Origin of the sequence: Citrobacter sedlakii (genome assembly GCF_018128425.1) — a bacterium.
GTDB classification, from domain to species: Bacteria; Pseudomonadota; Gammaproteobacteria; order Enterobacterales; family Enterobacteriaceae; genus Citrobacter_A; species Citrobacter_A sedlakii.
This window is the reverse complement of the sequence record NZ_CP071070.1, coordinates 4,639,316-4,657,148: the sequence shown is the minus strand read 5'-3', so window position 1 is coordinate 4,657,148 and position 17,833 is coordinate 4,639,316. Positions and strand designations below refer to the sequence as shown.

Genomic DNA, 17,833 nt, shown 5'->3' with positions numbered 1-17,833 from the left:
TCTGTATATATACCCAGCTTTTTTTGGCGGAAGGCGCTACGCTTATCCGCCCTACCTACTTATACGCGGCGGTGCCAATGGACGTTTCTTACCTGCTCGACAGCCTCAATGACAAACAGCGCGAAGCGGTGGCCGCGCCACGCAGCAACATGCTGGTTCTCGCCGGGGCGGGGAGTGGTAAAACCCGCGTTCTGGTACACCGTATCGCCTGGTTGCTGACCGTGGAGAACAACTCGCCGTATTCGATTATGGCGGTGACCTTCACCAACAAAGCGGCGGCGGAAATGCGCCACCGTATCGGCCAACTGATGGGCACCAGCCAGGGCGGAATGTGGGTGGGGACCTTCCACGGGCTGGCACACCGACTGCTGCGTGCGCACCACATGGACGCCAACCTGCCGCAGGATTTCCAGATCCTGGACAGTGAAGACCAGTTGCGTCTGCTCAAGCGCCTGATCAAGGCGATGAACCTTGACGAGAAGCAGTGGCCGCCGCGCCAGGCCATGTGGTTCATCAACAGCCAGAAAGACGAAGGGCTGCGGCCGCACCACCTACAGAGTTTTGGAAATCCGGTAGAGCAGACCTGGCAGAAGGTGTATCAGGCCTATCAGGAAGCGTGCGATCGCGCCGGACTGGTGGATTTTGCCGAACTGCTGCTGCGCGCCCATGAGCTATGGCTTAATAAACCGCATATCCTTCAGCACTACCGCGAGCGTTTCACCAATATTCTGGTGGACGAATTTCAGGATACCAATAACATCCAGTACGCGTGGGTGCGTTTGCTTGCGGGCGATAGCGGAAAAGTGATGATTGTGGGCGACGACGACCAGTCCATTTATGGCTGGCGCGGCGCGCAGGTAGAAAATATCCAGCGCTTTCTCAACGACTTCCCCGGCGCGCAAACCATTCGTCTGGAGCAGAACTACCGTTCGACCAGCAACATCCTGAGCGCGGCCAACGCCCTGATTGAAAATAACAACGGTCGACTGGGGAAAAAACTGTGGACCGACGGCGTTGACGGTGAGCCTATCTCGCTTTACTGCGCCTTCAACGAACTGGACGAAGCGCGGTTTGTGGTTAACCGCATCAAAACCTGGCAGGACAACGGTGGGGCGCTGGAACAGTGCGCCATTCTCTACCGCAGCAACGCCCAGTCGCGCGTGCTGGAAGAAGCCTTGCTGCAAGCCAGCATGCCGTACCGAATTTATGGCGGTATGCGCTTCTTCGAACGTCAGGAAATTAAAGACGCACTCTCTTACCTGCGCCTGATCGCGAACCGCAATGACGACGCCGCTTTTGAACGCGTGGTCAATACGCCAACCCGCGGAATTGGCGATCGCACCCTTGACGTGGTGCGCCAGACCTCGCGCGATCGCCAGCTTACTCTCTGGCAGGCCTGTCGCGACCTGTTGCAAGAAAAAGCGCTGGCCGGACGCGCCGCCAGTGCGCTCCAGCGTTTTATGGAGCTGATTGACGCGCTGGCGCAGGAAACCGCCGATATGCCGCTGCACGTGCAGACTGACCGGGTGATTAAAGATTCCGGGCTGCGCACTATGTACGAGCAGGAAAAAGGCGAGAAAGGACAAACCCGTATTGAAAACTTAGAGGAGCTGGTGACGGCGACGCGTCAGTTCAGCTACAACGAAGAAGATGAAGATTTAATGCCGCTGCAGGCGTTCCTTTCCCACGCGGCGCTGGAAGCAGGAGAAGGGCAGGCGGATACCTGGCAGGACGCGGTTCAGCTCATGACGTTACACTCCGCGAAAGGGCTGGAATTCCCACAGGTGTTTATCGTCGGCATGGAAGAGGGGATGTTCCCCAGCCAGATGTCGCTGGATGAAGGGGGGCGTCTGGAAGAAGAGCGCCGCCTGGCGTACGTTGGCGTAACACGCGCGATGCAAAAACTTACCCTGACCTACGCCGAAACCCGCCGTCTGTATGGTAAAGAGGTCTATCACCGCCCGTCGCGCTTTATCGGCGAACTACCGGAAGCGTGTGTGGAAGAAGTCCGCCTGCGGGCGACGGTCAGCCGTCCGGTCAGCCATCAGCGGATGGGCGCGCCCCTTGCAGAAAACGATACCGGGTATAAGCTGGGCCAGCGCGTGCGCCATGCGAAGTTCGGTGACGGCACCATTGTGAATCTGGAAGGCAGCGGCGAGCACAGCCGGTTACAGGTCGCCTTCCAGGGACAGGGGATAAAATGGCTGGTCGCGGCATACGCGAAGCTGGAAACGGTCTGATGGCGCTAACGCATTGATTCTTAGGCCGGATAAGGGAGTTATGCCATCGTCCGGCCTGGCTTATTCCCGGATGACGGCAGTCTTATCAGACAGACGCTTTTCGCTTCCACATCGCCGCTTAATATTCTGAAATCATAGATAAATCCCCCCTCTCTGCTAACCTTTTTACATAAGGGGAAATTATTACTTTTTCGCGTTCCGTTGCGAGTTGACGGCAAATTTTTGCTGGCGTAACATGCGCGCACGATTACGCTAAGAGGACATTCGCCTTGGACACACCCAGTAGATACTGGCTCATTATCCTGTCATCCAGGATCAACTCCTAAGGCTATCCCTTTTTGCTGATGGCCTTAGCGGTTGTCAGCGACCTGCATTTTTTCCCGTCGCGCTGAGTCAGGCTTTTATGGTCTGAAACCCAATTTGTTTCTGTGTGCCCACCGAACTGTCCGATATTTTTACGCATTGGGAGTCCCGGTCATGCTGAGCGCATTTCAACTGGAAAACAATCGACTGAGCCGGCTGGAAGTCGAAGAATCACAAACCCTGATTGATGCCGTGTGGGTCGACCTGGTCGAACCGGACGATGACGAGCGTTTGCGCGTACAATCCGAGCTGGGGCAGAGCCTGGCAACCCGCCCCGAACTGGAAGACATTGAAGCATCCGCGCGTTTTTTTGAAGACGAAGACGGCCTGCACATCCACTCCTTCTTCTTCTTTGAAGACGCGGAAGATCACGCCGGTAACTCCACCGTGGCGTTTACCATTCGCGATGGCCGTCTGTTTACCCTGCGTGAGCGCGAACTGCCCGCGTTTCGTTTATACCGCATGCGCGCCCGTAGCCAGGCGATGGTCGACGGTAACGCCTATGAACTGCTGCTCGATCTGTTCGAAACCAAAATCGAACAGCTGGCGGATGAAATTGAAAACATCTACAGCGACCTGGAACAGCTTAGCCGTGTGATCATGGAAGGGCATCAGGGCGATGAATATGATGAAGCGCTTTCGACGCTGGCGGAGCTGGAGGATATCGGCTGGAAGGTGCGTTTGTGTCTGATGGATACCCAGCGCGCGCTGAACTTCCTGGTACGCAAAGCGCGTCTGCCGGGTGGTCAACTGGAGCAGGCGCGCGAGATCTTACGCGATATCGAATCCCTGCTGCCGCACAACGAATCTCTGTTCCAGAAGGTGAACTTCCTGATGCAGGCGGCGATGGGCTTTATCAACATCGAGCAGAACCGCATCATCAAGATCTTCTCGGTGGTTTCCGTGGTGTTCCTGCCGCCGACGCTGGTGGCATCCAGTTACGGGATGAACTTTGAGTTTATGCCGGAGCTAAAATGGAGCTTTGGCTACCCTGGCGCGATTATCTTCATGATCCTCGCGGGGTTGGCGCCGTATCTGTACTTTAAACGTAAGAACTGGCTGTAAAACCTGGCGGGTTCCCTCTCCAGACAGGAGAGGGTCAGGGGGACGGGTAAATCACATGCCTTTACGCGTCCTGCGCTGGGTATAAATCGCATCGGCGACAAAAATCGCCAGCGCCACCCAGATAAACGCGAACGTCACCATCTTATCTGCCCCCGGCACTTCGCCGTAAAACATGACTGCCAGCAGGAACATCAGCGTCGGGCCAATGTACTGGAAGAAGCCCAGCGTTGAGAGGCGCAAACGGGTTGCGGCGCCGGTAAAGCACAGCAGCGGGACGGTAGTCACGACGCCTGCGGCGATCAGCAATAGATTAAGTGACAGCGGGTTTTGCCCCATGTGGCTGGTTGTGCTGTCCGCAATACCAAACAGGTAAATCGCCGCCACTGGCAACAGCCACAGCGTTTCAAACAGCATGCCGGTTTGTGCTTCCACGGCAATCTTTTTACGGACCAGACCGTAAAAGGCAAAGCTAAACGCCAGCCCCAGCGCGATGACTGGCAGCGACCCAAAGGTCCATAACTGCACCAACACGCCGCACACCGCCAGAATTACGGCCACCCACTGCATCCGGCGAAAGCGTTCGCCGAGGAAAATCATTCCCAGCAGGATATTGACCAGCGGATTAATGAAGTAACCGAGGCTGGCTTCCAGCATGTGGTGATTGTTCACCGCCCAGATAAACAACAGCCAGTTACCGCCAATCAGCACGGCAGACAACGCCAGCAGGAACACCTTTTTCGGTGTCTGCAGCAGCGTTTTGACGCCGGACCACTGACGGCTGACGCTCATCAGCGCCACCATAAAGAAGAATGACCAGATCACCCGGTGCGTCAGGATTTCATCCGCAGGGACGTAATGAATCAGTTTGAAGTACGCAGGGGCGATGCCCCAAATAAAATAAGCGGCAAGAGCGAGTAACACGCCCTGCCGCGTTTGCTTTGCATCCATCGGGAAAACTCGTGTCTGAAATGTAACAACAGTTTATCGTGTTTTACCCTACCATATAAGTGGCGGTGGCGCTGGCAATGTATAACTGCTCTTCATTGTGTAATTCCACCCGCGCCACGGCGACTTTATTCCCGGCGCGCAGCAAGCTGCTGGTGGCGGTGAAACGGTTACCCCTGCCCGGACGCAGGTAATCGACGCGTAAATCGATGGTCCCCATTCGCGACAGCCGTTGACGTAGCTCGTCTTCGCTGATGGTTTCATGGCGTGTCAGCGTGCTCCCTACGCAAACCAGTCCGGCGGCAACATCCAGCGCTGAGGCGATCACTCCGCCATGCAAAATACTTTGCGCCCAGTTACCGACCATCATCGGTTGATTATTAAACGCCAGTTGGGCAAATTCTTTTTCGTAGCGTTCGAGTTCCAGCCCCAGCGCCCGGTTAAACGGCATGTGGTAGACAAACATTTCGCCCACAAGCTTCAGGACTTGCTCCGCGGTGAGTACAGCAGACATACGATTCCGTCACTCCATTGGTTAATGAAATGTTGATGTTATGCTTCTTGTTTGTTGATTTCTACTTTAAGACGGGATAACTAACCGCAACACCAGTAAATATGTAGAATGGCGGAAACAATTTTTATTCAAAACTTAACTATTTCGTTCAGGAGAACAACAAGAATGCGGGCGATTCTGGGTGGTTTATGGACGGCAGCTATGCTGCCAGTGGTCGCTTTTGCGCAAGAAGCGACAGTAAAAGAGGTGCATGACACGCCGTCGGTACAGGGCAGTATCATCGCCAATATGCTGGTGGAGCATGACAATCCGTTCACGCTTTACCCTTACGACACCAACTACCTGATCTACACCAGTACCAGCGACTTAAATAAAGAAGCGATCAGCACTTATAACTGGTCTGAAAACGCCCGCAAAGACGAAGTGAAATTCCAGTTGAGCCTGGCATTCCCGCTGTGGCGAGGGATCCTGGGACCCCATTCAGTCCTGGGGGCGTCGTATACTCAGAAATCCTGGTGGCAGCTTTCCAACAGCGAAGAGTCCTCGCCGTTTCGTGAAACCAACTACGAGCCACAACTTTTTCTCGGCTTTGCAACCGATTATCGCTTTGCGGGCTGGACGCTGCGCGACGTGGAAATGGGGTACAACCATGTTTCCAACGGGCGTTCGGACCCAACCTCACGTAGCTGGAACCGTCTTTACACGCGCCTGATGGCGGAAAACGGCAACTGGCTGGTGGAGGTGAAACCGTGGTACGTCATCGGCAGCACCGACGATAACCCCGATATCACCAAATATATGGGCTATTACCAGTTGAAAATCGGGTATCACCTCGGCGATGCGGTGCTGAGCGCGAAAGGACAGTATAACTGGAACACCGGCTACGGCGGCGCTGAACTGGGTCTGAGCTATCCGCTGACGAAGCACGTTCGGCTTTACACCCAGGTATACAGCGGCTATGGCGAGTCGCTTATCGATTACAACTTCAACCAGACGCGAGTGGGTGTCGGCGTGATGCTTAACGATATCTTCTGATCGATTAAACATTGCAGTTTCTCTCTCAGGCGCTGAAAATAGCGCCTGTTTTATTTGATGGCGAACGGGGTGAATGTGGCGCAGGCGGAAGTGTTGAATCTGGAGTCCGGAGCTAAACAGGTTTTGCAGGAGACCTTTGGCTACCAACAGTTTCGCCCGGGCCAGGAAGCGATCATCGACACTGCGATGTCCGGACGCGACTGCCTGGTGGTTATGCCGACCGGCGGCGGGAAATCCCTGTGCTATCAAATCCCTGCTTTGCTCCTTGATGGGTTAACGGTGGTGGTCTCGCCGCTGATTTCCCTGATGAAAGACCAGGTCGATCAGCTGCTGGCGAACGGCGTGGCGGCGGCCTGCCTGAACTCGACCCAGACGCGTGAACAGCAACATGAGGTGATGGCAGGATGCCGTACCGGGAAGATTCGTTTGCTCTATATCGCACCTGAACGTCTGATGCTGGATAACTTCCTCGAGCATCTTGCCCACTGGAATCCCGTCTTACTGGCCGTTGATGAAGCGCACTGTATTTCGCAGTGGGGCCACGACTTTCGCCCGGAATACGCGGCGTTAGGCCAGCTTCGCCAGCGCTTCCCCGCGCTGCCGTTTATGGCGCTGACCGCCACGGCGGATGAAACCACCCGGCTGGATATCGTCCGTTTATTAGGCCTCAACGACCCCTTAATTCAGATCAGCAGTTTTGACCGGCCCAACATTCGCTACATGTTGATGGAGAAATTTAAGCCGCTCGATCAACTGATGCGCTACGTGCAGGAGCAGCGCGGCAAGTCCGGCATCATTTACTGCAACAGCCGGGCGAAAGTGGAAGATACCGCCGCACGCCTGCAAAGCCGTGGGCTTAGCGCTGCGGCGTACCATGCGGGGCTGGAAAATGACGTGCGTGCGGACGTGCAGGAGAAATTCCAGCGCGACGACCTGCAAATCGTGGTGGCGACCGTGGCGTTCGGCATGGGCATCAACAAACCCAACGTGCGTTTTGTGGTGCATTTTGATATTCCGCGCAACATTGAATCCTATTACCAGGAAACGGGACGCGCGGGTCGTGACGGCCTGCCTGCGGAAGCCATGCTGTTTTACGATCCGGCGGATATGGCGTGGTTGCGCCGTTGCCTGGAAGAAAAACCGCAGGGGCAACTGCAGGATATCGAGCGACATAAGCTGAATGCGATGGGCGCGTTTGCCGAGGCGCAAACCTGTCGTCGCCTGGTATTGCTCAACTACTTTGGTGAAGGGCGGCAGGAACCGTGCGGCAACTGTGATATCTGCCTTGATCCGCCTAAACAGTACGATGGCCTGCAGGACGCGCAAATTGCCCTCTCGACGATAGGCCGGGTGAACCAGCGTTTTGGCATGGGGTATGTTGTTGAGGTGATCCGCGGCGCCAACAACCAGCGCATCCGTGAACTGGGACATGACAAGCTCAAAGTCTATGGTATGGGACGCGAGAAAAGCCATGAGCACTGGGTCAGCGTGATCCGTCAACTGATCCACCTGGGGCTGGTGACGCAAAATATCGCCCAGCATTCCGCGTTACAAATGACCGACGCGGCGCGTCCGGTGCTGCGCGGCGAAGTGCCGCTTCAGCTTGCCGTACCGCGTATCGTTGCCCTTAAGCCGCGGGTTATGCAGAAATCCTTCGGCGGCAATTACGATCGCAAGTTGTTCGCAAAACTGCGCAAATTGCGTAAAGCGATCGCCGACGAAGAAAATATCCCGCCGTACGTGGTGTTTAACGATGCCACCCTGATTGAGATGGCCGAACAGATGCCGGTTTCCGCCAGCGAAATGCTCAGCGTCAACGGTGTCGGGATGCGTAAACTCGAACGCTTCGGTAAAGAATTTATGGCGCTGATTCGCGCTCACGTAGACGGTGACGACGAGGAGTAGTCAGCCAGGCAAAAAAGTGCCAGGATGGTGACTCACTGAACTGTTTCCCCCGCGAGTATTTCGATCATGCTAATGTTATTTCTCACCGTGGCGATGGTGCACATTGTAGCGCTCATGAGTCCGGGTCCGGATTTCTTTTTCGTCTCGCAGACTGCCGTCAGCCGCTCGCGTAAAGAAGCGATGATGGGCGTGCTGGGGATTACCTGTGGCGTTATGGTCTGGGCGGGTATCGCGCTGCTTGGCCTGCATCTGATTATTGAAAAAATGGCCTGGCTGCATACCATTATTATGGTCGGCGGCGGTCTGTATCTGTGCTGGATGGGCTACCAGATGCTACGCGGCGCGCTGAAAAAGCAGGATACTGCCGCGCCCGCGCCGCAGGTTGAACTGGCGCAGAGCGGACGCAGTTTTCTGAAGGGATTGCTGACCAATCTGGCGAACCCAAAAGCGATAATCTATTTCGGTTCGGTGTTTTCCCTGTTTGTTGGCGATAACGTGGGTACCGCCGCGCGCTGGGGTATCTTTGTGCTGATTATAGTGGAAACATTCGCGTGGTTTACGGTGGTGGCGAGCCTGTTTGCGCTGCCACAGATGCGTCGCGGCTATCAGCGGCTGGCGAAATGGATCGACGGCTTTGCCGGCGCGCTGTTTGCGGGCTTTGGCATCCATTTGATCATTTCGCGCTGATTTATTTCCCGCCTTACCAGCACGGTAATTTGTTGTCCGCTCATCTGCTCCAGCATAAACCGCTGAGTCAGTCTATCCAGCAACACTGCGTTCAACAGCAAAGAATGAACCCTGTTTCTTTCTTTGCTGTCTGGTTCGACGGTCTATATTCCACCGTTCTGATCGTCAACAAGGTATTGCGAGCGCGACTCCGTTTGTCACGCATGCCTTGCCGAAGCCAGTAGCGCGCCGACCAGCATAAACAGCGAACCGAACACTTTATTCAGCGCCTTCATCTGCTTCGGTCCTTTGATCCAGAGCGCAATTCGCTGCGCCAGCGTCGCGTAACCAATCATCACCACAATATCAACGACAATCGTCGTCACACCGAGAATGATGTACTGCATCAGTTGCGGCTCCTTCGGCATGACGAACTGCGGAAACAGCGCGGCGAGAAAAACGATGCTTTTCGGGTTGGTCAGGTTGACGAAGACGGCGCGCTGAAACAGACGTCCGCGGGATTGGGTATTCGCCATGGTGGTCAAATCAATGGCCCCCGCTGCACGCCACTGCTGGATGCCCAACCAGATCAGATAGGCCGCGCCCGCCCATTTCAGTATCTCAAATGCGAGTACCGACCGTGAGAACAGCGTTCCCAGTCCGACGCCGACCAGCACGATATGGATAGCCAGGCCCGCCTGTAACCCGGCGATAGAGGCCATTGCGCCACGATAGCCATGGTTAATGGAGGTGGTCATGGTATTGATGGCGCCGGAGCCCGGTGAAAGGCTCAAAATTATGGACGTCAAAAGGTAGGCGAACCACCATTCGAAAGTCATCGGAAACTCCCTGATTGTCTATTTTTATGCCACAATACGCTACTGTTGTGCGGTTGTGTCAGGCAACGACAAAAAAACGATTTTACCTGGTAAACGAGGCTGGATACCTGATGTTTCAGCAGCAAAAAGACTGGGAAACGAGAGAAAATGCGTTCGCGGCGTTCTCAATGGGACCGCTGACCGATTTCTGGCGCCAGCGGGAGGAAGCGGAATTTACGGGCGTAGACAGCGTGCCGGTACGTTTCGTCCGTTTTCGCGCAGAGCAAAACGATCGGGTGATCGTGGTTTGTCCGGGGCGTATTGAAAGCTACGTTAAATATGCCGAACTGGCCTATGACCTGTTTCATCTTGGCTTTGATGTCCTGATCATTGATCACCGGGGGCAGGGCCGTTCCGGGCGCATGTTATCGGATCCGCACCGTGGTCATGTCGATAACTTCAACGATTATGTTGATGATTTAACGGCGTTCTGGGAACAGGAAGTGCAGCCGGGACCGTGGCGGAAGCGCTACATTCTGGCGCACTCAATGGGCGGCGCGATTGCGACTTTGTTTCTGCAACGTCATCCAAACCAGTGCGACGCGATCGCGCTGTGCGCGCCGATGTTTGGTATTGTGATGCGCCTGCCCGACTGGATGGTTCGCCATATTCTCGACTGGGCCGAGGGGCATCCCCGCATCCGTGAAGGTTATGCGATTGGCACCGGGCGCTGGCGGGCGTTGCCGTTTGGCATGAATTTGTTAACGCACAGTCGGCAGCGTTATCGGCGTAACCTGCGGTTTTACGCTGATGAGCCACAGCTGCGCGTGGGCGGCCCGACCTACCATTGGGTACGTGAAGGCATCCTGGCGGCAGAGCACGTGCTGGCCGGGGCGGGCGACGACGCCACGCCAACGTTGCTGATCCAGGCCGAAGAAGAGCGTGTGGTGGATAACCGCATGCATTACCGTTTTTGTGAAATCCGCGCCGCGGCGGGACACCCGGTCGAAGGGGGTCAACCGCTTGTCATCAAAGGCGCGTACCATGAGATCCTTTTTGAAAAGGACGCCATGCGCTCAGTCGCGCTTCACGCTATTGTTGATTTTTTCAACAAGCATAACTCACCAGCGGAAACCGCTTTGCTTAGAGGTTGAATTTTTATATGTATCAGGTTGTTGCGTCTGATTTAGATGGCACGCTGCTCTCGCCCGACCATACCCTATCTCCTTACGCTAAAGAGACACTGAAACTGCTGACCGCGCGTGGCGTTAACTTTGTTTTTGCCACTGGTCGCCACCACGTCGACGTGGGACAAATCCGCGATAATCTGGAGATTAAGTCCTACATGATCACCTCTAACGGTGCGCGGGTGCATGATATGGACGGCAATCTGGTGTTTACCCATAATCTGGATCGCGATATCGCCAGCGATCTGTTTGGTGTGGTGAACGCAAGCCCGGATATCATCACGAATGTCTATCGTGACGATGAATGGTTTATGAACCGTCACCGCCCGGATGAAATGCGTTTTTTCAAAGAGGCAGTCTTTAACTACTCCCTGTTTGAGCCTGCGCTGCTGGAGCCGGAAGGCATCAGCAAGGTATTCTTCACCAGCGACAGCCATGAGGTGCTGCTGCCACTGGAACAGGCGATCAACGCGCGCTGGGGCGATCGCGTGAACGTCAGTTTTTCCACGCTCACCTGTCTGGAGGTGATGGCAGGCGGCGTATCGAAAGGCCACGCGCTGGAAGCCGTGGCGAAGGCGATGGGCTACAGCCTGAACGACTGCATCGCCTTTGGTGATGGCATGAACGACGCGGAAATGCTGTCGATGGCTGGCAAGGGCTGCATCATGGGCAACGCCCACCAGCGTCTGAAAGATTTACATGCTGAGCTGGAAGTGATTGGGATTAATGCCGATGATGCGGTGCCGCATTATCTGCGCAATCTGTTTTTGCGTTAAGGTGGTTGTTCGTTAGTTAGTCAGTTGTCAACCTAACTCTTCGCTACAATGGATACTCCTTGAACCCGGAGAGTTCCATTGTGGCGTTACTCATCATTACCACCATCCTGTGGGCGTTTTCTTTTAGCCTGTTCGGCGAATACCTTGCCGGACACGTCGACAGCTATTTCGCCGTGCTGGTGCGGGTTGGCCTGGCGGCGTTGGTCTTTTTACCGTTTCTGCGCACGCGCGGCCACAGCCTGAAAACTGTCGGGCTGTATATGCTGGTGGGCGCAATGCAGCTCGGCATAATGTATATGTTGAGTTTCCACGCCTATCTGTATTTGACCGTGTCGGAACTGTTGTTGTTTACCGTGCTGACGCCGCTTTATATCACGCTGATTTATGACGTGATGAGCAAACGCCGCCTGCGCTGGGGATATGCGTTTAGCGCCCTGCTGGCGGTGATCGGCGCGGGTATTATCCGTTATGATCAGGTCACCGATCACTTCTGGACCGGCCTTCTGCTGGTGCAGCTTTCCAATATCAGCTTTGCCATCGGCATGGTGGGCTACAAGCGTCTAATGGAAACCCGCCCTATGCCGCAGTACAACGCGTTCGCCTGGTTCTACGTCGGCGCGTTTCTGGTGGCGGTGGCGGCGTGGTCTTTGCTCGGCAATGCGCAGAAGATGCCAGAAACGACGCTGCAGTGGGGCATTCTGGTCTTCCTCGGCGTGGCGGCGTCAGGTATCGGCTATTTCATGTGGAACGTGGGGGCAACGCAGGTGGATGCCGGCACGTTAGGCATTATGAATAACATGCATGTGCCTGCCGGGCTGCTGGTTAATCTGGCGATCTGGCATCAACAGCCTCACTGGCCGAGCTTTATCACAGGCGCGGTTGTGATACTGGCTTCTCTGTGGGTGCATCGAAAGTGGGTCGCTCCGCGCTCCGCACAAACGGCAGGTGATCGCAGGCATGACTGCGCGCCGAGCGAATAAACGCATCGGTCACCGGCTGGCGCTGTTCGCCGTCGCGCACGGCGGCGTAAAGGCGGCTCCAGAGCCCATCGCCCAGAGTTTTGGTGACCACCAGACCCTGGCGCTCAAAACTCTCCACCACCCAGTGCGGCAGGGCGGCGATGCCCATTCTTGCCGCTACCATCTGAATCAACAATAGCGTGTTATCAACGCTTTTCAGCGCCGGGCTGATGCCTGCGGGCTGCAGAAAATGTCGCCAGACGTCCAGTCTGCTGCGCTGTACCGGATAGATCAGCAACGTTTCACTGGCTAAATCTTCCGGTGAGATCTGGATTTGACTGGCCAGCGGGTGATCGGGCGCCAGTACCAGCCGCACTTCGAAATCAAACATTGGGGAATAGTGCAGCCCGCTGCGCGGCAGAATGTCGGAGGTCAGTACCAGATCCAGTTCGTCCTGTTGCAACGCTGGCTGCGGATCAAACGTCACCCCGGATTTAAAATCCATCTCTACCTGCGGCCACTTCGCGCGGAACTGCTCCAGCGCCGGGGTCAGCCACTGAATACAGCTGTGGCACTCAATCGCGATGCGCAAGCGTGTTTGCTGCGGTTCATTACAGGCCTGCAGCGCGCGGCTAATCTGCGGCAATACCTGGTTGGCGAGCTGTAACAATATCTCACCCTGCGGCGTAAAGCGCAGCGGCTGGCTTTTACGGATAAACAGCCGAAAGCCAAGGCGCTGTTCCAGATCGCTGAACTGGTGAGACAAGGCGGATTGGGTCTGATGCAGCGTCGCGGCGGCGGCGGCGAGCGACCCGGTATTCCGCAGCGCCTGGAGCGTTTTCAGGTGTTTAATCTCGATCATGAAAGTCCTTCACTTCGGCATGAGCAAATTGCGCTTGAGGAATATACAGTAACCGCCAAATATAGATGTGTAAACATCTGGACGTCTAAATCCTGCGTCTTTCGAATTTATGGTGCGTTGGCTGCACTTCCTCACCCCAGTCACTTACTTCAGTAAGCTGCTGGGGATGAGCAAGTTTGCCGCCTTCCCTAAATCCGAAATCCTTCGGATTACACATTATGAGGTTATAAAAATGACAATTATTAATCACACCCTCGGTTTTCCTCGCGTCGGCCTGCGTCGCGAGCTGAAAAAAGCGCAAGAAAGCTACTGGGCGGGCAACGCGTCCCGTGAAGAGCTGCTGGCGGTAGGGCGTGAATTGCGCGCGCGCCACTGGGATCAACAAAAACAGGCCGGTATTGACCTGCTGCCGGTTGGCGATTTCGCCTGGTACGACCATGTGCTGACCACCAGCCTGCTGCTTGGCAACGTACCGGCACGTCATCAGAATAAAGACGGCTCTGTTGATATCGATACCCTGTTCCGCATTGGCCGCGGTCGCGCGCCGACCGGTGAACCGGCTGCGGCGGCAGAAATGACCAAATGGTTTAACACTAACTATCACTACATGGTGCCGGAATTCGTAAAAGGTCAGCAGTTCAAACTGACCTGGACCCAGCTTCTGGACGAAGTAGACGAAGCGCTGGCGCTGGGCCACCAGGTGAAACCGGTCCTGCTGGGGCCGATAACGTACCTGTGGCTGGGTAAAGTGAAAGGCGAGCAATTTGACCGTCTCAGCCTGCTGAACGATATTCTGCCGGTCTATAAACAGGTGCTGATTGAACTGGGCAAACGCGGCATTCAGTGGGTACAAATCGATGAGCCTGCGCTGGTGCTGGAGCTGCCCCAGGTTTGGCTCGATGCCTTTAAACCGGCGTATGACGCGCTCACCGGACAGGTGAAGCTGCTGCTCACTACCTATTTCGAGGGCGTGACGCCGAATCTCGACACTATTACTGCGCTGCCGGTACAGGGTCTGCACGTTGACCTGGTACACGGTAAAGACGATGTGGCGGAACTGCATACGCGTCTGCCCACTGACTGGCTACTGTCTGCAGGTCTGGTAAATGGTCGTAACGTCTGGCGCGCCGATCTAACGGAAAAATACGCACAAATTAAGGACATCGTGGACAAACGTGAGCTGTGGATCGCTTCTTCCTGCTCCCTGCTGCACAGCCCGATCGATCTGAGCGTAGAGACCCGTCTGGATGCGGAGGTGAAAAGCTGGTTTGCTTTTGCCCTGCAAAAATGTGAAGAGCTGGCCCTGCTGCGCGATGCGCTGAACAGCGGCGACACGACGGCAATTCGCGAGTGGAGCGTACCGATTCAGGCGCGTCGGCAGTCAACACGCGTACATAATGCGGCGGTAGAAAAACGTCTGGCGGCGATCTCCGCGCAGGACAGTCAACGTCAGAATCCGTATGAAGTGCGCGCCGAAGCCCAGCGTGCGCGTTTCAAATTACCCGCCTGGCCGACGACCACCATCGGTTCCTTCCCGCAAACCACGGAAATCCGCGGCCTGCGACTGGACTTCAAAAAAGGTAATCTGGATGCGAATCACTACCGCACCGGTATTGCCGAACACATTAAGCAGGCGATTGTTGAACAGGAGCGATTAGGGCTGGACGTGCTGGTCCATGGCGAAGCTGAGCGTAACGACATGGTGGAGTACTTTGGTGAGCATCTTGACGGCTTTGTTTTTACCCAGAACGGCTGGGTGCAGAGTTACGGCTCGCGCTGCGTGAAGCCGCCAGTGGTAATTGGTGATGTCAGCCGTCCTGCGCCGATTACCGTCGACTGGGCGAAGTACGCTCAGTCGCTGACCGACAAGCCGGTAAAAGGCATGTTAACCGGTCCGGTGACCATTCTCTGCTGGTCCTTCCCGCGCGAAGACGTGACCCGCGAAACCATCGCCAAACAGATCGCGCTGGCGCTGCGGGATGAAGTGGCGGATCTGGAAGCTGCGGGCATTGGTATTATCCAGATTGACGAACCGGCGCTACGTGAAGGTCTGCCGCTGCGTCGCAGCGACTGGGATGCCTATTTACAGTGGGGCGTGGAAGCGTTCCGCATCAGCGCCGCCGTCGCTAAGGACGACACGCAGATCCATACCCACATGTGCTACTGCGAGTTTAACGACATCATGGACTCGATTGCCGCGCTGGATGCGGATGTGATCACCATTGAGACGTCGCGTTCAGACATGGAGCTACTGGAGTCATTTGAAGAGTTCGACTACCCGAACGAAATTGGGCCGGGCGTGTATGACATTCACTCCCCGAACGTGCCAGGCGTGGAGTGGATTGAAGCCCTGCTGCAAAAAGCGGCCCAGCGCATCCCGGCGGAACGTTTGTGGGTCAACCCGGACTGCGGCCTGAAAACTCGCGGCTGGCCGGAAACGCGTGCGGCGCTGGCGAACATGGTGAAGGCAGCGCAGAATTTGCGTCAGGGTTAATATCTTTGCCAACCCTGTGACAAAGGCCCGGCAAGGCGTAGCCGCCACCGGGCTTTTAATCATTACGCTCTCTTCCCGCCGTACTGGCTGAACCACGCCAGCATTCTCTGCCAGCCATCTTTCGCGGATTCTGCATGATAACTCGGACGGTAATCGGCATTAAATGCGTGTCCGGCATCCGGATAAACTACAATCTCTGCTTTCGCGTTTGCCGCCCGCAGCGCCTGGCGCATTGTCTCAACCGTATCGAGCGGGATCCCCGTATCCTGACCACCATACAGCCCCAGCACTGGCGCATTTAAATCCGTGGCGATATCGACCGGATGCTTCGGTGAGTTCAGGGTCTTTTCACCCATCAGTTTCCCATACCAGGCGACGGCAGCTTTGAGCTGTGGATTATGCGCGGCGTACAGCCAGCTAATGCGTCCCCCCCAGCAAAAACCGGTCACCATCAGACGGTGCGGATCGCCGCCGTTGCGGGCCGCCCAACTGGCGACGTGGTCAAGATCGGCCAGCACCTGTGCATCCGGCACTTTGCTGACCAGATTGCTGAACAGCGTCGGGATGTCGCTGTAATCATTCGGATCGCCCTCGCGAAAATAGAGCTCTGGCGCAATAGCCAGATACCCTTCCAGCGCCAGCCGGCGGCAAATATCGCGAATGTGTTCATGCACGCCAAAAATTTCCTGCACTACAATGACCACTGGCAGGGGCGCATCGTTTTGTTTTGGTCGCGCCTGATAAGCCGGCATATCTTCTCCCTGAGAAGGGATGGAGGTAAAACCGGCAATAATGGCGTCGTCCGGAGTGTGAACCGTTGTAGAGGCGAGGGGAGAGGCCGCAGGTGCAAAGCCCGTTTGTTGTGTTGAGGTCATGGTATTCTCCGTACCCTTAAAATACATAGCGCAATGTTAACTATAGACAGCCTTCACTAAAGCACACTGCCTGAATTGGCTCAATTTTTGTGCAATGGAAGGCAGGGTTGACAATTAATTGTGATCAACATCACTTAATCAGCGTAATTCAATGCAACTGTTTTCCCTCATGGTGATGATGGTCACGAAAATCACCTGCGTCCTTCGGTAGAGTATCTTTTTGCTTCTTCTGACTAAAACCGAATCACAGAGGAGTTTTATATGTCCAAGTCTGATGTTTTTCATCTCGGCCTCACCAAAAGCGATTTACAAGGGGCTACGCTTGCAATCGTTCCAGGCGATCCGGAGCGTGTGGAAAAGATCGCCGCGCTGATGGATAAGCCGGTTAAGCTGGCATCGCATCGCGAATTTACGACCTGGCGCGCAGAGCTGGACGGCAAGTCTGTGATTGTCTGCTCGACCGGTATCGGCGGCCCGTCCACCTCCATCGCCGTAGAAGAGCTGGCGCAGCTGGGCATTCGTACTTTCCTGCGTATCGGTACCACCGGCGCGATTCAGCCGCATATCAATGTGGGCGATGTTCTGGTGACCACGGCATCTGTGCGTCTCGACGGTGCAAGCCTGCACTTCGCGCCGATGGAATTCCCGGCGGTGGCAGATTTTGACTGTACCACCGCGCTGGTCGAGGCGGCGAAATCAATAGGGGCGACCACGCACGTAGGCGTAACCGCGTCCTCTGACACTTTCTATCCAGGGCAGGAGCGTTACGACACCTATTCTGGTCGCGTTGTGAGCCGCTTTAAAGGCTCGATGGAAGAGTGGCAGGCGATGGGCGTCATGAACTATGAGATGGAGTCCGCCACTTTGCTGACCATGTGCGCCAGCCAGGGTCTGCGTGCGGGAATGGTTGCCGGGGTTATCGTCAACCGTACTCAGCAAGAGATACCGAACGCCGAGACCATGAAGCAAACCGAAAGCCATGCGGTGAAAATCGTGGTGGAAGCGGCGCGTCGCCTGATCTAATTTTCTGTTTTTCCCTCCAGGGCCGACGCGTTCGGCCTTTTTATTTTGCGTAACGCCTCGCAGGAAATCCCTTTCAAACTGGACGTTTATACAGCACAATTCTATT

General features: G+C 55.6%; 16 protein-coding genes and 1 pseudogene. 11 read left to right on the top strand and 6 right to left on the bottom strand.

Features of this window, described 5'->3' with window-relative positions; all coding sequences use genetic code 11:
• Nucleotides 1-77 precede the first annotated feature (77 nt).
• The 3 genes from uvrD to corA all read left to right on the top strand — a co-directional run bounded on the left by uvrD (nucleotide 78) and on the right by corA (nucleotide 3,668).
• Nucleotides 78-2,240 carry a DNA helicase II gene (gene uvrD, locus JY391_RS21990; RefSeq protein ID WP_042292776.1) on the top strand — a complete coding sequence of 721 codons (2,163 nt, stop codon included), beginning with the start codon at nucleotides 78-80 and terminating at the stop codon, nucleotides 2,238-2,240.
• 269 nt (nucleotides 2,241-2,509) lie between these two features.
• On the top strand, nucleotides 2,510-2,566 hold the full coding sequence (ysgD, locus tag JY391_RS23860; protein ID WP_212723238.1) for a YsgD/CorL family protein: 57 nt from the start codon (nucleotides 2,510-2,512) through the stop codon (nucleotides 2,564-2,566).
• A gap of 151 nt (nucleotides 2,567-2,717) precedes the next feature.
• Entirely contained in the window at nucleotides 2,718-3,668 is a 951-nt protein-coding gene (corA, locus tag JY391_RS21985) for a magnesium/cobalt transporter CorA (protein WP_042292773.1), read from the top strand.
• A gap of 51 nt (nucleotides 3,669-3,719) precedes the next feature.
• Here the strand turns inward: corA and rarD are convergent, their stop codons facing one another.
• Nucleotides 3,720-4,616, bottom strand: a complete 897-nt coding sequence (gene rarD, locus JY391_RS21980) for an EamA family transporter RarD (protein ID WP_200036028.1) — start codon at nucleotides 4,614-4,616, stop codon at nucleotides 3,720-3,722.
• Nucleotides 4,617-4,659: 43 nt separating this feature from the next.
• Entirely contained in the window at nucleotides 4,660-5,127 is a 468-nt protein-coding gene (gene yigI / locus JY391_RS21975; protein ID WP_042998813.1) for an acyl-CoA thioesterase YigI, read from the bottom strand.
• A 165-nt stretch (nucleotides 5,128-5,292) separates the two neighbouring features.
• Here yigI and pldA point away from each other — a divergent pair, with 165 nt between their 5' ends.
• From pldA to rhtC, 3 genes are all read left to right on the top strand, one after another.
• Complete coding sequence (gene pldA, locus JY391_RS21970; RefSeq protein ID WP_211935023.1) at nucleotides 5,293-6,162, top strand: phospholipase A; 870 nt, start codon at nucleotides 5,293-5,295, stop codon at nucleotides 6,160-6,162.
• 75 nt (nucleotides 6,163-6,237) lie between these two features.
• Complete coding sequence (gene recQ, locus JY391_RS21965; protein WP_042292863.1) at nucleotides 6,238-8,067, top strand: ATP-dependent DNA helicase RecQ; 1,830 nt, start codon at nucleotides 6,238-6,240, stop codon at nucleotides 8,065-8,067.
• A 66-nt stretch (nucleotides 8,068-8,133) separates the two neighbouring features.
• Nucleotides 8,134-8,754 (top strand): threonine export protein RhtC, encoded by a 621-nt coding sequence (gene rhtC / locus JY391_RS21960; protein WP_042292762.1) that lies wholly within the window; start codon nucleotides 8,134-8,136, stop codon nucleotides 8,752-8,754.
• 14 nt (nucleotides 8,755-8,768) lie between these two features.
• Here rhtC and JY391_RS23855 read toward each other — a convergent pair.
• Together JY391_RS23855 and rhtB are read right to left on the bottom strand one after the other, a co-directional pair.
• A pseudogene (locus JY391_RS23855) lies at nucleotides 8,769-8,843 on the bottom strand (hypothetical protein); the annotation flags it as partial.
• Nucleotides 8,844-8,951: 108 nt separating this feature from the next.
• Nucleotides 8,952-9,572: a homoserine/homoserine lactone efflux protein gene (rhtB, locus tag JY391_RS21955; protein ID WP_042292759.1), complete on the bottom strand. Its 621-nt coding sequence runs from the start codon at nucleotides 9,570-9,572 to the stop codon at nucleotides 8,952-8,954.
• Between the two features lie 110 nt (nucleotides 9,573-9,682).
• Between rhtB and pldB the strand changes: the two genes are divergently transcribed.
• The 3 genes from pldB (at nucleotide 9,683) to JY391_RS21940 (ending at nucleotide 12,494) form a co-directional block, all read left to right on the top strand.
• The gene (gene pldB / locus JY391_RS21950) at nucleotides 9,683-10,705 is read left to right on the top strand and encodes a lysophospholipase L2 (RefSeq protein WP_042292755.1); all 1,023 of its coding nucleotides are present in this window, start codon (nucleotides 9,683-9,685) and stop codon (nucleotides 10,703-10,705) included.
• Between the two features lie 8 nt (nucleotides 10,706-10,713).
• Nucleotides 10,714-11,514 (top strand): sugar/pyridoxal phosphate phosphatase YigL, encoded by an 801-nt coding sequence (gene yigL, locus JY391_RS21945; RefSeq protein WP_205613175.1) that lies wholly within the window; start codon nucleotides 10,714-10,716, stop codon nucleotides 11,512-11,514.
• 80 nt (nucleotides 11,515-11,594) lie between these two features.
• The gene (locus JY391_RS21940) at nucleotides 11,595-12,494 is read left to right on the top strand and encodes a carboxylate/amino acid/amine transporter (RefSeq protein ID WP_042292751.1); all 900 of its coding nucleotides are present in this window, start codon (nucleotides 11,595-11,597) and stop codon (nucleotides 12,492-12,494) included.
• Here JY391_RS21940 and metR read toward each other — a convergent pair.
• Nucleotides 12,382-13,335 carry an HTH-type transcriptional regulator MetR gene (gene metR, locus JY391_RS21935; protein ID WP_042292748.1) on the bottom strand — a complete coding sequence of 318 codons (954 nt, stop codon included), beginning with the start codon at nucleotides 13,333-13,335 and terminating at the stop codon, nucleotides 12,382-12,384. The two genes, JY391_RS21940 and metR, sit on opposite strands and share 113 nt — an antisense overlap.
• A 232-nt stretch (nucleotides 13,336-13,567) precedes the next feature.
• Between metR and metE the strand changes: the two genes are divergently transcribed.
• Nucleotides 13,568-15,829, top strand: coding sequence for a 5-methyltetrahydropteroyltriglutamate--homocysteine S-methyltransferase (gene metE, locus JY391_RS21930; RefSeq protein ID WP_211935022.1), 2,262 nt, complete (start codon nucleotides 13,568-13,570; stop codon nucleotides 15,827-15,829).
• Between the two features lie 62 nt (nucleotides 15,830-15,891).
• On the opposite strand, the gene JY391_RS21925 is transcribed toward metE, so the two are convergent.
• On the bottom strand, nucleotides 15,892-16,704 hold the full coding sequence (locus JY391_RS21925) for a dienelactone hydrolase family protein (RefSeq protein WP_042292744.1): 813 nt from the start codon (nucleotides 16,702-16,704) through the stop codon (nucleotides 15,892-15,894).
• A 261-nt stretch (nucleotides 16,705-16,965) separates the two neighbouring features.
• Here JY391_RS21925 and udp point away from each other — a divergent pair, with 261 nt between their 5' ends.
• A complete protein-coding gene (udp, locus tag JY391_RS21920) occupies nucleotides 16,966-17,727 on the top strand; it encodes a uridine phosphorylase (RefSeq protein WP_042292742.1) in 762 nt (253 codons plus the stop codon).
• The last annotated feature ends 106 nt before the right edge of the window (nucleotides 17,728-17,833 follow it).